The organism is Variovorax sp. Soil_C_26, from assembly GCF_057657075.1.
Genome location: NZ_JBDGJC010000001.1, coordinates 849,206 through 862,042 on the forward strand (window position 1 = coordinate 849,206; position 12,837 = coordinate 862,042).

At 68.4% G+C, this 12,837-nt stretch carries 12 protein-coding genes; 9 read left to right on the top strand and 3 right to left on the bottom strand.

Translation table 11 applies throughout. From position 1 onward, the window contains the following. Positions 1-105 precede the first annotated feature (105 nt). The 8 genes from AC3A6G_RS04080 to AC3A6G_RS04115 all read left to right on the top strand — a co-directional run bounded on the left by AC3A6G_RS04080 (position 106) and on the right by AC3A6G_RS04115 (position 8,222). Positions 106-1,425, top strand: coding sequence for an ABC transporter substrate-binding protein (locus tag AC3A6G_RS04080; protein ID WP_487873128.1), 1,320 nt, complete (start codon positions 106-108; stop codon positions 1,423-1,425). After that, positions 1,425-2,168 (top strand): SDR family NAD(P)-dependent oxidoreductase, encoded by a 744-nt coding sequence (locus AC3A6G_RS04085; RefSeq protein ID WP_487873129.1) that lies wholly within the window; start codon positions 1,425-1,427, stop codon positions 2,166-2,168. Before AC3A6G_RS04080 ends, AC3A6G_RS04085 begins: the two co-directional genes overlap by 1 nt. A gap of 4 nt (positions 2,169-2,172) precedes the next feature. Further along, positions 2,173-3,042, top strand: a complete 870-nt coding sequence (locus tag AC3A6G_RS04090) for a carbohydrate ABC transporter permease (protein WP_487873130.1) — start codon at positions 2,173-2,175, stop codon at positions 3,040-3,042. 16 nt (positions 3,043-3,058) lie between these two features. Then, positions 3,059-3,871, top strand: coding sequence for a carbohydrate ABC transporter permease (locus AC3A6G_RS04095; protein WP_487864119.1), 813 nt, complete (start codon positions 3,059-3,061; stop codon positions 3,869-3,871). 10 nt (positions 3,872-3,881) lie between these two features. After that, positions 3,882-4,856 (top strand): alcohol dehydrogenase catalytic domain-containing protein, encoded by a 975-nt coding sequence (locus AC3A6G_RS04100; RefSeq protein ID WP_487873131.1) that lies wholly within the window; start codon positions 3,882-3,884, stop codon positions 4,854-4,856. A 13-nt stretch (positions 4,857-4,869) separates the two neighbouring features. Beyond that, on the top strand, positions 4,870-5,934 hold the full coding sequence (locus AC3A6G_RS04105) for an ABC transporter ATP-binding protein (protein WP_487858358.1): 1,065 nt from the start codon (positions 4,870-4,872) through the stop codon (positions 5,932-5,934). A gap of 300 nt (positions 5,935-6,234) precedes the next feature. Further along, positions 6,235-7,161 carry a PfkB family carbohydrate kinase gene (locus AC3A6G_RS04110; protein ID WP_487873132.1) on the top strand — a complete coding sequence of 309 codons (927 nt, stop codon included), beginning with the start codon at positions 6,235-6,237 and terminating at the stop codon, positions 7,159-7,161. An 8-nt stretch (positions 7,162-7,169) separates the two neighbouring features. After that, complete coding sequence (locus tag AC3A6G_RS04115; protein ID WP_487858360.1) at positions 7,170-8,222, top strand: tagatose 1,6-diphosphate aldolase; 1,053 nt, start codon at positions 7,170-7,172, stop codon at positions 8,220-8,222. Positions 8,223-8,333: 111 nt separating this feature from the next. On the opposite strand, the gene araD is transcribed toward AC3A6G_RS04115, so the two are convergent. Genes araD through AC3A6G_RS04130 form a run of 3 tightly spaced genes read right to left on the bottom strand, consistent with a single transcriptional unit; the run spans position 8,334 to position 11,966 of the window. Further along, positions 8,334-10,112 carry an L-arabinonate dehydratase gene (gene araD, locus AC3A6G_RS04120; RefSeq protein WP_487858361.1) on the bottom strand — a complete coding sequence of 593 codons (1,779 nt, stop codon included), beginning with the start codon at positions 10,110-10,112 and terminating at the stop codon, positions 8,334-8,336. Positions 10,113-10,128: 16 nt separating this feature from the next. Further along, positions 10,129-10,947 carry an HpcH/HpaI aldolase family protein gene (locus AC3A6G_RS04125; protein ID WP_487858628.1) on the bottom strand — a complete coding sequence of 273 codons (819 nt, stop codon included), beginning with the start codon at positions 10,945-10,947 and terminating at the stop codon, positions 10,129-10,131. A gap of 23 nt (positions 10,948-10,970) precedes the next feature. Next, entirely contained in the window at positions 10,971-11,966 is a 996-nt protein-coding gene (locus tag AC3A6G_RS04130) for a Bug family tripartite tricarboxylate transporter substrate binding protein (protein WP_487858362.1), read from the bottom strand. Between the two features lie 121 nt (positions 11,967-12,087). Between AC3A6G_RS04130 and AC3A6G_RS04135 the strand changes: the two genes are divergently transcribed. Then, positions 12,088-12,828: a FadR/GntR family transcriptional regulator gene (locus tag AC3A6G_RS04135; protein ID WP_487858363.1), complete on the top strand. Its 741-nt coding sequence runs from the start codon at positions 12,088-12,090 to the stop codon at positions 12,826-12,828. Positions 12,829-12,837 lie beyond the last annotated feature (9 nt).

Here is a 12,837-nt window from a genome sequence, read left to right on the forward strand (position 1 = left end):
CGGGTTGACACCGCGGCGCACGATTCCGAAAATCCTGTAAACGGTTACAAGCGAATCGCCGACCTCGGTGACCCCGCCTTCAACACGTCAAAGGAGACACAAGACATGCACACCCCCTTCCGCCGCCCCGCCCTTCGCCCGCACGTTCGCGCCATCGCGGTGCTCGTCGCCGCCGCCGCCTGCGCCGGCACGGCAGCTGCCCAGGCCTTCGACTGGAAGAAGCACCAGGGCAAGACCGTGACCTTCCTGGCCAACAACAACCCGGTCGCGAATGCGCTGCTCAAGCACAAGGACGACTTCGAGCAGCAGACCGGCATGAAGCTCAAGGTCGACTCGTATCAGGAACAGCAGATGCGCCAGCGCCTGGTCACGGTGATGAATTCGCGCAGCGACGAGATCGACGTGTTCATGTCGCTGCCCTCGCGCGAGGGCATGCAGTTCGCCAAGGCCGGCTGGTACGCCGACCTGTCGGGCCTGGTGAAGACCGCCAGCGCGACCGACTACGACTTCGCCGACCTGAGCGCCGGCATGCTCAAGGACGCCACCTACGAGAAGCAGCTCACCGGTATCCCGATGAACGTCGAGGGCCCGGTGCTGTACTACCGCAAGGACCTGTTCCAGAAGTGCGGCGTATCGCTGCCCAAGAACCTGCCCGAGCTGGAGGCCGTGGCCGCCAAGCTCAAGGCCTGCGAGCCGGGCGTCACGCCCTTCGTCTCGCGCGGCCTGAAGCCCGCCCTGCCCTTCACCTACAGCGTGTTCCTGCACAACATGGGCGGGCAGTACATGAAGGACGGCAAGTCGCAGCTGTGCAGCAAGGAAGGCCAGGCCTCGATGGGCCTCTACGCCAAGCTGCTCAAGGACTACGGCCCGCCCGGCGTGGTGAACTACAGCTTCTATCAGATCTCCTCGCTCTACCGCGAAGGCAAGGCGGCGATGGCGTTCGAGTCGTCGAACGAGCTGCGCAACGTGATGGACGGCGGCGCGCGCCTGAAGGACACCGCCGTGGCCGTGCTGCCCGCCGGCCCCGGCGGCTCGCACCCCACGGTGATCGGCTGGACCATGTCGGTCTCGGCGCACAGCAAGAACAAGGAAGCCGCCTGGTACTTCGTGCAGTGGGCCACCAGCCCGGCCGTGCAGGCCAAGCTCGCGCTCGACGGCGTGGCGCCGCCGCGCTCGGCCGTCGCCAAGTCGCCCGGCTACAAGGCCTGGATGGACGAGCAGCCGGTGCGTGTCGAATGGGTCGCGGCGGTCAACGAACTGGCGCGCACCGGCACCTCCGAAGTGGGCTATCCGATCGTGGCCAACCCCGCATCGCGCGACCACATCGGCCAGGCCGTGACCGAGCTGCTGCTGGGCCAGAAGTCGCCCGCCGAGGCCTGCGCCGACGCGGACAAGAAGCTCGACGCCCTCATCGCCAAAGACTGATGGCGGTGTTCGACTTTCCCGCTGGCCACCGCGTGCTGGTGGTCGGTGGCGCCGGCGACATCGGCGCCGCGATCTCGCGGTCGTTCCTCGATATGGGCTGCGAGGTCATTGCAACCGGCGTCGACGAGGCCGCGCTCGCGGCCAGTTCGCTCGCGCCGTTGCGCGCGTCCTCGCCCCGGCTCGCGCTGCGCACGCTCGACGTGACCGACGATGCGCAGGTCGCCGGCTTCGTCGGCGACCTCGAGGGGCTCGACACGCTGGTCAACTGCGCCGGCATCCTCTCGCGCTTCAAGGAGTTCGAGACAGAAACCTTCCAGCGCGTGCTCGACGTCAATCTCACCGGCACCTTCCGCCTGTGCAACGCGAGCCTGCCGCTGCTGGAAAAAAGCCGGGGCAGCATCGTCAACGTGGCCTCGATGAACGCCTTCGTCGCGCTGCCCTTCATTCCGGCCTACTGCGCCAGCAAGGGCGGCGTGGTCATGCTGACCAAGTCGCTCGCGCTGGCCTGGGCCGAGAAGAAGGTGCGCGTGAACGCCATCGCGCCGGGCTATGTGGAAACCGCCATCAACGCGGCCGGCCGGCAGGACACGGCGCACTACGAGCGCATCCGCTCGCGCATTCCGCTCGGCCAGTGGGCGCAGCCCGGCGACATCGCGGGCAGCGCGGTGTTCCTCGCCTCGCCCGCCGCGCACTACGTCACTGGCACCGTTCTGGCCGTCGATGGCGGCTTTCTCGCAGGGTGAACCCATGAGCCAATCGATCGGCACACGCGGCCAGCTCGCGTTTCTCTCGCTCCCGGCCGTGATCTTCACGACCGCGATGATCGCCTTTCCGTTCGCCTACACCGTGTGGTTCAGCCTGCACGAGTTCAGCTTCGGCGGCAAACCCAAGCTCAACTGGGGCATGAATTACGTCGAGATGGTCGGCGACGGCGAGTTCTGGAACGGCCTCCGGATCACGCTGGTGCTCTACGTGCTCTCGCTGGTGCTGCAGCTGGTGCTGGGCACCTGGGTGGCGCTGCTGCTGCACGGCTCCAAGAAGCTGTCGGGCATCGTGCGCACGCTGATGATCTCGCCCTTCGTGCTGCCGCCGGTGGTGGTCGGCATGATGTGGCTGGTGGTGCTCGACCCGTCCATCGGTGCGGCCAACTACCTGCTGACCTCCGCGGGGCTGCCGCGCTCCGACTGGCTCGCGTCGCCGATGTGGGTGATCCCCACGGTGGCGATGATCGACACCTGGCAATGGACGCCGTATGTCGCGCTGATCGTGCTGGGCGGCCTGCAGTCGCTGCCGCCCAACGTCTACGAGGCCGCGCAGATCGACGGCGCCTCGCGCTGGAAGACCTTCTGGCGCATCACGCTGCCGCTGCTCGCGCCCACGCTGGTCACGGCGGCCATCCTGCGCAGCGTCGACCTGCTGCGCTTCTTCGACATCATCTACATCACCACGCAGGGCGGTCCGGGCAATGCCTCGAACACGCTCAACATCTACGGCTTCCGCAAGGGCTTCGAGCTGTTCGAGATCGGCTATGCGAGCGCGCTGATGATCACGCTCTCGGCCATCGTGCTCGGCGCGGTGATGGTGCTCACCCAGGCGCGCAAGCGTGTGGCGTGGTGAAGGAGGCATGCAAGCCATGAACGACAAGCTCGTGCAACGCCTGAACCTGCTGCAGATCGCCTTCGTGGCGCTCTTGATTTTGCTGCCCATTGCCTGGATGGCGCTCGCGTCCTTCAAGCCCTCGGCCGAGGTCACGGCCTACCCGCCCAAGCTGTTCTTCTCGCCCACGCTGGAGAACTACCGCACGCTCTTCGGCACCACGCCGTTCCTGCAGTACACCTGGAACAGCACGGTCATCACCGTGGGCTCGACCGCCATCGGCCTGCTGCTGGGCATTCCGGCCGCGTTCGCGGTCTCGTGGACGCGCATCACCTGGCCCGCCACCGTGACGCTGCTCGCGCGCATGGCACCGGGCACGCTGTTCCTGCTGCCGTGGTACGTGATGTTCCGCGAGGCCGGAATGATCGGCAGCTACTGGGCGCTGATCCTCACGCACGCGGCCATCACCATGCCGATCGTGATCTGGGTGCTGCTGCCCTTCTTCGACAACATTCCGCGCAGCGTGCTCGAAAGCGCGCAGGTCGACGGCTGCAGCGTGCCGCGCATCCTGTGGCGCATCGCGCTGCCGCTCGTGATGCCGGGCGTGGTGGTGGCGTCGATCCTGTCGTTCGTTTTCTCGTGGAACTACTTCCTGTTCGCGCTCGTCCTGTCGAACGGCGACACCAAGACGCTGATCGCGGCGTCGTTCAATTTCATCGGCGAAGGCGCCTCGAACTGGGGCGCGCTGATGGCGGCCGCCACGTTGATCGCGCTGCCGCCGCTCATCCTTGCATTCATCGTCCAGCGCCGGCTCGTGTCGGGGCTGGCGATGGGTGCGGTCAAAGGCTAGGAGACATCCCATGCAAGCTGCCACTTTTCACGGCGACAAGAACATCACCATCGGCGAGGTTCCGATGCCCGTCGCGGGCCCCGGCGAGGTGCTGCTGCGCGTGCGCCGCACCGCGCTCTGCGGCTCCGACACCAAGCTGTGGTTCAACGGCGCGAGCTTCACGCCCGGCCACGAGATCTTCGGCGTGGTGCAGCAGCCGGGCCATGCGCTCGACGGCCGGCGCTGCCTGGTCTACATCCCGGTGCACTGCGGCCACTGCGACGCCTGCCGCGCGGGCGACACGCAGATGTGCCTGAACGAATCGGTGCTGGTCGGCTGGAACCGCCCCGGCGGCTATGCCGAGTACCTCACGGTGCCCGAGCAGTGCCTGCTGCCGGTGCCAGACGACATCGAGGACGAACTCGCCCCGCTGCTGCTCGACACCATCGGCACGGCCGCGCACGGCATCCGCTTCGTCAAGCCGCTGGTGCCGCCCGAGACCACCGGCGCGGTGCTGGTGACGGGCGCGGGCCCGGTCGGCATCGGCGCGCTGATCGCGCTGCAGAACATCGGCTACACCGACGTGTACGTGTCCGACCTGAAGGAAGAGCGGCTGCAGCTGGCCGAGTCGTTCGGCGCCAAGCGGCACCCCGTGGGCGATGCGAGCAAGCGCTTCAAGCTCATCGTCGAATGCAGCGGGGCGCATGCCGCGCGCAGCCTGGGCATGGAGATCGTGCTGCCGCGCGGCGTGCTCATCCTCATCGGCGAGAGCGACAAGCCCTGGCCGGTGCAGGAGAACAAGGCGATCCGTCGCAAGGACTTCTACATGGTGCGCACCTTCTACTTCCCGAAGAGCGACTTCGCGCTCAACGTCGAGCTGCTGCGCGCCGAGAAGGCGCGCTACCGCAAGCTGGTCGATGCGCAGTTCGGCATCGACCAGCTGCCCGAGATGTTCGGCCGCTTCGTGGCCGGCGAGCTGGTCAAGCCATTGCTTGCGTTCGCCTGAAGGATCAAGACGCATGGCTTCCATTCGAATCAACGGCCTGGTCAAGCGCTTCGGCGACGTGGCCGTGATCCCCTCGCTCGACCTCGAGATCCGCGACGAGGAGTTCGTGGTCTTCGTCGGCCCCTCGGGCTGCGGCAAGTCGACGCTGCTGCGCATCATCGCGGGCCTGGAGCCCATCGACGGCGGCGATCTCTTCATCGGCGACACGCGCGTGAACGACATGCCGCCGGCGCAGCGCGACATCGCGATGGTGTTTCAGGACTACGCGCTCTATCCGCACATGACGGTGCGCGACAACATGGGCTTCGGCCTGGAGATGCGCAACACGCCCAAGGACGAGATCGCGCGCCGCGTCGACCGCGCCGCCGGCATGCTGCGCATCGAGCCCTACCTCGACCGCAAGCCCAAGGCGCTGTCGGGCGGCCAGCGCCAGCGCGTGGCCATGGGCCGCGCGATGGTGCGCAACCCGAAGGTGTTCCTGTTCGACGAGCCGTTGTCGAACCTCGACGCCAAGCTGCGCGGCGAGGTGCGCACCGAGATCAAGGCGCTGTCGCAGCAGCTCAAGACGACGATGATCTTCGTCACGCACGACCAGGTCGAGGCCATGACCATGGCCGACCGGATCGTGGTGCTGAAGGCCGGCGTGGTGCAGCAGTTCGGCACGCCCGAAGAGGTCTACAAGTCGCCCGCGAACCAGTTCGTGGCGGGCTTCATCGGCTCGCCGACGATGAACTTCTTCGACGTGACCGCGGAAGGCACCAACGTGCGCATGGACGACGGCACGCTGTTCGCCATGCCGCCGCGCTGCGGCGGCGTGGCCGGCGCGGCGGTGCTGGGCGTGCGCCCCGAGCACATGCGAGTGCTACCGCCCGACGCACCGGGCCTGCGCGTGCAGGTGAGCGTGGTGGAACCGCTGGGCTCGGACACGCTGGTGTACTTCGACCGCGCCGGCACGCGGCATGTGGCGCGCGTGGCGCCCGAGCTGCAGGTGCGGCCGAAGGACACGGTCACACTGGACTTCGACATGGACAAATGCCATCTGTTCGACAAGAACGATGGGGCCGTGCTGCGTGGTTGAGATGGGACGTCTTTGTTTTGGGCACTCTTCGGGGTGCGATCACGCCGACGGGGTACCTTGCTCCGCGAATGTCCTCCGGGCTTCGCCCTCCCCCTTTATTTCGCTGCGCAAGGCACCTCATCGGCGTGCTCGGGAACCAGAGCGCTCGCACCGCCCGCACAAGCGCTGCGCTTGGCGTGCGCAGGGTATCGGGTGCTCCCCGCAGCGAATTAAAGGAGGAGGCCGCAGGCCGGGGGACATTCGCGGAGGGGAGTACCCGGTGGCCTGTGCACGCGCCCTGGACAAAAACTCGACTTCGCAATGAACACAAGCCAACGCCCCACCCCCCGCATCGTCTGCCTGGGCCTCTCCGCACTCGACGTCACCTGGCAGGTCGACACGCTGCCCCACGGCGGCGGCAAGACGCGCGCCAGCGACCTGCGAGAAGGCGGCGGCGGCATGGCGGCCAATGCAGCCGCCGCCGCGGCCAAGCTCGGCGCGTCCGTGCAGTTCTGGGGCCGCGCGGGCGAAGACAGCGCAGGCCATGAAATGAAGGCGCAGCTCACCGCTTTGGGCGTCGACGTCTCGCGCTTCCGTCTGTTCGCGGGCGGCCGCTCGTCGGTCTCGGGCATCGTCGTCGATGCGCGCGGCGAACGCATGATCGTCAACTTTCGCGGCGCCGACCTGCCGGCCGATCCGACCTGGCTGCCGCTCGACGCGCTGGCCGACACGGACGCCGTGCTCGCCGACCCGCGCTGGCCCGAAGGCGCGCTGGCGCTCTTCGGCGCCGCGCGCCAGCACGCGCTGCCCACCGTGCTCGACGGCGACGTCGCCGAAGCCGCCGTGTTCGACATGCTGCTGCCGCACACCGACCACGCCATTTTTTCCGAACCCGGCCTCGCAGGCTATGCCCCCGATGCGCGCACCGTCGACGACCAGCTGAACTTCGCGCTCTCGCGCGGCTGCCGCCTCGCGGCCGTCACGCTCGGCGAGCACGGGTTGCGCTGGGCCGATGCCGGCGGCCTGCATGCCCTGCCGGCTTTCGAAGTGCAGGCCGTCGACACCACCGGTGCCGGCGACGTGTTCCATGGCGCGTTCGCGTTCGCCATCGGCGCTGGCTGGCCCGTGCGCCGCGCCTTCCAGTTTTCCGCCGCGGTGGCGGCCCTCAAGTGCACACGACTCGGCGGACGCGCCGGGGTGCCCGATTTCGCCACCGCGATGTCTCTCGTCGATTCCATTCAGGAGTGAACCCTCTCATGACAACGAAGCCCCCCCTCCACCTCGGCAAGAACTGGGGCCTGCGCCGCATGGCCACGCCCCAGGGCCACTTCACCATGGTCGCTCTCGACCAGCGCCCGCCCATCGCGCAGCTGATCGGCGCCAAGCGCGGCATTGCGCCCGCCGACGTCAGCTTTGCAGACATGGTCGCCGTCAAGCGCACGCTCGTCGACACGCTCGGCACGCATGCCAGCGCGATGCTGTTCGACCCCAACTACGCCTTTCCCGCCGCGCTGCAGAAGCTGCCCGCGCACACCGGCCTCGTGGTGACGCTCGAGGACCATCGCTTCCGCGACACGCCCGGCGGCCGCCTGTCGCACTCCATCGACGACTGGAGCGTCGAGAAGATCAAGCGCGCCGGCGGCGACGGCGTAAAAGTGCTGGCCTGGTACCGCCCCGATGCCGAGCCCGACGTGCTCGCGCACCAGAAGGACTACGTGCGCAAGATCGGTGAAGAGTGCCGCCAGTGGGACATCCCGCTCGTGCTCGAGCTTCTGGTCTATCCGTTTCCCAAGAGCGAGCGCCACACGGTGGACTACATTGAGTCGCCCGAGAAGATGCCCGAGCTCGTCATCGAGAGCGTGCGCGAGTTCGCCAAGCCCGAGTACGGCGTCGATCTGTTCAAGCTCGAAAGCCCGCTGCCCGGCGCCACGCTGCCCGCGCGCGACGGCGGCGCCGCGCACACCGCTGCGCAAGGCTGGTTCGACCAGATGGGCGCGATCTGCAAGGGAGCGAACATTCCGTGGGTGATGCTCTCGGCCGGCGTGACCTCGCAGCAGTTTTTGCGCGTGATGGAATACGCCTACGCCGCTGGCGCGCACGGCTTTTTGGCCGGGCGTGCGGTGTGGTGGCAGGCGCTGCAGAACTTTCCGGACCTGGACAAGTGCGCCGAACAACTGAAGAAGGACGGCGCGGCCACGCTGGCCGACCTCGAAGCGCTCACGCTGCGCGAAGGCAATGCCTGGCAGGCCGACTACAGCGCTTTCGACGCGATGAAGGCCGAAGGCGAACTCTGTTCTTCCTACGCCTGAAGCCCTTCAGGTAACCACAGGCTCAGCCGTGGGCACCCGCGGAACCGGCTTGGCCGGGCCGCTGGGTGCGCCCCCCAGTGGGGGGAGGCGCCGAAGGCGCTTCGGGGGGCGTCAGTAAATTTGCGGCTCTGGCGTCGCAGCGTTGCCTGCCAGGCTCGCGAAATCACAACCGAGGTGCGCCTGCGTCACCTCGTGCTGGAAGATCTTCGTGTAGCCGCGCGCATAGGCCGGCGCCGGTGGCTGCCAGGCGGCGCGGCGTGCGGCCAGTTCTTCGTCGCTCACGAGCATGTCGAGGCTGCGCGCACCGATGTCGAGCTGCACCGTGTCGCCGGTCTTCAGCAGCGCCAGCGGCCCGCCGACGGCCGATTCGGGCGACACGTGCAGCACGCAGGTGCCGTAGTGCGTGCCGCTCATGCGCGAATCGGAAATGCGCAGCATGTCGCGCACGCCCTCGCGCAGCAGCTTCTTCGGGATCGGCAGGTTGCCCCACTCGGGCATGCCGGGGCCGCCCACCGGGCCGCCGTTGCGCAGCACCAGCACGGTCGAGGCGTCGCAGTCGAGGTTCTCGTCGGCCATGGCCGCGAGCATCTCTGCATTCGAGTCGAACACCAGCGCGCGCCCGGTGTGGCGCAGCAGTTCAGGTGTGGCGGCCGAGGGCTTGATGACCGCGCCGTCGGGGCACAGGTTGCCGCGCAGCACGGCCAGTGCAATACCCGCTTCCGGGCATTCGGGCGTGCCCTGCTTGAGGGGCGTGGCCGGGTCGAGGATGGTGCCGTCGTCCTCGCCCACGCGGCCCGCGATGTCCTCGCCGAGCGTGCGGCCGGTGACGGTGCGCGCCGACAGGTCGAGGTGCGCTGCGATCTTGTTCAGCACTGCCGGCAGGCCACCCGCGTAGTGGAAGTCTTCCATCAGCTTCTCGCCCGAGGGATACAGGTTGGCGATGACCGGCACGCGCCGCGCGATCGCGTCGAGCTCGTCGATGGTGAGCGCGAGCCCCGCGCGCCCCGCCATGGCCGGCAGGTGCACCGCGGCATTGGTCGAGCCGCCGAGCGCCATGTAGGCGGCCACGGCGTTCAGGAACGAGGCCTTGGTGACGAAGCGCGAGGGCTTCCAGTCTTCCCACACCATGGAGACGATGCGCTCGCCCGTGCGCCACGCCATGCGGCTGTGCGCCGAATCGACCGCCGGAATGCTCATCGCACCCGGCAGCGAAAAGCCCATGGCCTCGGCGATGGCCGTCATGGTGCTGGCCGTGCCCATGGTGTTGCAGGTGCCGGGCGTGCGCGTCATGTGCGATTCGAGCTGGATCCACTCGGCCTCGCCCACGTTGCCGATGGTGCGCTCGGCCCAGAACTTCTTGGTGTGCGTGCCCGCGCCCACGGCCTGGCCCTTGTAGCGGTCGTTGAGCATCGGGCCGGCGGGCATGTAGATGGCCGGGATGTCCATCGACAGCGCGCCCATGATGAGCGCGGGCGTGGTCTTGTCGCAGCCGCCCATGAGCACGGCGCCGTCGATCGGCAGGCTGCGCAGCAGCTCCTCGCATTCGATCGCCAGCAGGTTGCGGTAGATCATGGTGGTGGGCTTGACCATCACCTCGCCGAGGCTCAGCGCCGGCAGTTCGAGCGGATAGCCCCCGGCCTGCAGCACGCCGCGCTTCACGGCCTCGGCGCGCTCGCGAAAATGCGCATGGCAGGGCGAGAGATCGCTCCAGGTGTTGATGATGCCGATCACGGGGCGGCCCATGAACGCCTCGCGCGCGAGGCCCTGTTGCTGCATGCGCTGACGGTGCGCGAAGCCGCGGATGTCGTCGCTCGCGAACCAACGCTGGCTGCGCAGTTCGTCGATGGTCTTGTTGTGCTTCTTCGGGGGGCGGGCGCTCTCGGTGGACATGCGGGTGGGTTTCTTTTCAGTAGGTCGCGGGGGCGGGCGGCGCGGAAGGTGCAGGCGGCGCACCACGCTGGCGGAAGCGCGCGGCCACCTCGTCGGCGGTCTTGCGCAGCAGCAGCTGGTCGTTGGCCACGGCCACGAACAGCGCGCCGAGGTCGAGCAGTTCCTGCGCGCGCGGCTCGTCGTTCATGAGGATGCCGGGCGCCTTGCCGCAGGCCAGGATGCGCGCGACGGCCTTGTCGATCGCGGCGCGCACCGTGGGATGGTTGACCTGGCCCGCCACGCCCATGCTGGCCGACAGGTCGCCGGGGCCGATGAAGACGCCGTCGATGCCGTCGACGTTGGCGATCGCTTCGAGCTGCTCGAGCGCCTCGGCGGTTTCCACCTGCACCAGCACGCAGATCTCGTTCGAGGCCTCGGCCACGTACTTGGTGTCGCGGCCGAAGCGCGAGGCGCGCACCGTGCCGCCCATGCCGCGGATGCCGTGCGGCGGATAACGCGTGGCGGCCACGGCCGCCTCGGCCTCCTCGCGCGTCTGCACGAAAGGCAGCAGCAGCGTCTGCGCGCCGATGTCGAGGTATTGCTTGATCAGCACCGGGTCGTTCCACGGCGGGCGCACCACGGCGCTGGTGGGCCGGTCGCGCTCGGCCTGCACCGCCTGCAGCTGGCGCAGCATCGTGGTCGGGTCGCCGGGCGTGTGCTCGGCGTCGAGCAGCATCCAGTCGAAGCCGGCGCCCGCGAGCAGCTCGGAGATGTACGGGTCAGGCAGCGTCGACCAGATGCCGATCTGCGGGATCTTCGCCGCGAGGGCGTGCTTGAAGGTGTTGCGTGCGGGCATGTTGATGGTGGGGAGGGAGACATTCAATCGATCTGCACCTTGCCGGCCTTGATGACTTCGCCCATCCTGGCGTAGTCGGCCTTCAGCCGGTCCGTGAAGCCCTGCGGCGTCGACGACAGCATATCGAAGCCCTGCGCCTCGAGCGGCTTGCGGAATGCCGGGTCCTTGAGGATATCGAGCATCTCCTTGTGCAGCCGCTCGACCACCGGCGCGGGCGTGCCCGCACGCACGAGCATGCCGCTCCAGGCGAGCTGCACCACGCCGGGCGCGCCGGCCTCGGCCATGGTCGGCACGTTCGGCAGCAGCTTCGAGCGCTGCGTGTCGGCCACGGCCAGCACGCGCACGCGGCCGCCCTTCTCCTGCGCCAGCACGGCCGAGAGGTTGTGGAACATCATCGGGATCTGCCCGCCCATCACGTCGTTGAGCGCGGCCGGGCCGCCCTTGTACGGCACGTGGATCAGCTGGGTGCCGGTGGCGGCTTCGAACTGCAGGCCCGTGAGGTGCATCGTGTTGCCGTTGCCCGCCGAGCCGAAGCTCAGCGCGCCGGGTTCCTTCTTCGCGGCAGCGACCACGTCGGCCACGGTCTTGTACGGGGTGCCCGCGCCCACCACCAGCACGTTGGGCGTCTGGTTGGTCAGCGTGATCGGCTGGAAGTCCTTCAGCGGATCGAAGCCGGTGGACTTGTAGAGGTGCGGGTTCACGGCCAGCGTGCTGACCGAGCCGAAGAAGACCGTGTAGCCGTCGGCCGGCTGGTTGCGCGCAACGTACGCGGCCGCGATGTTGCCGTTGGCGCCGGGCCGGTTGTCGACCACCACCGGCTGACCCAGCCGCTGGGACAGCAGCTGAGCGAAGGGGCGCGCGAACTGGTCGGCCGCGCCGCCCGGCGGCTGCGGCACCACGAGCACGACAGGCTTTTGCGGATAGGTGGCCGCCGCGGGCTGGGCCTGCGCCAGTGCGGGAACGGCGGCCAATGCGGCCGTTGCGAAGGTGAGTGCGGCGCGTCGCAGTACGGATTTCATCGAGGTGTCTCCTGGTTCGGGTGTTCTGGCGAATATGACAGACATATAAATCAAAATGTCTTCTGGAAAACCCTTGCTTTTTCGCGCTCTTCACTCAGATAGGCTCGATGCAACAATAAATATGTCCGACTTGAAAAATCCTGAAGTAACCCCGCCCGCCTCGACCAAGCGCGGCCCGATGGCCGTGACCGAGGCGCTCGCGCGCCGCGTGATCGCGGGCGAATGGGACGACGGCTCGGCGCTCCCGACCGAGCTCGAACTGGCCGAGGCGCTCGGCGTGGCGCGCACGTCGGTGCGCGAGGCGCTGACGCGGCTCAAGGCCAAGGGGCTCGTCGCTTCGCGCCAGAAGGCCGGCACGCGCGTGCTGCCGCGCACCCAATGGAACATGCTCGACGAGGACGTGCTGCGCTGGACCTGGTCGGGCCAGGACCGCGTGCAGATGGCGCAGCACCTGATGCAGCTGCGCCGCATCGTCGAGCCCGCGGCCTGCGAGCTTGCGGCGGCTTCGGCACCCGATGCCGCGATCGCCGCCATCGAGCGCGCCTACCGCGGCATGGACGCGGCCGGCATGGATGCCGTCGCCTACGCCGGCCCCGACCTCGAATTCCACCGCGCGATCCTGAACGCCACGGGCAACCCGTTCCTCGTCGCGTTCGGCGCCACCATCGAAGCGGCGCTGCGCATCTCGTTCGAGCTCTCGACGCGCCAGCCCGGCGCGCCGCGCAAGAGCCTGCCGCTGCACCGCGCAGTGCTCGAGGCCATCTGGGCGCGCAAGCCTGCCCAGGCGCGGCGGGCGATGGAGGAGCTGCTCGGCATCACCGAATCGAACATCGAGCGCGGCGGCGCGAAACCGCCCGGCTGATCGGAGCGC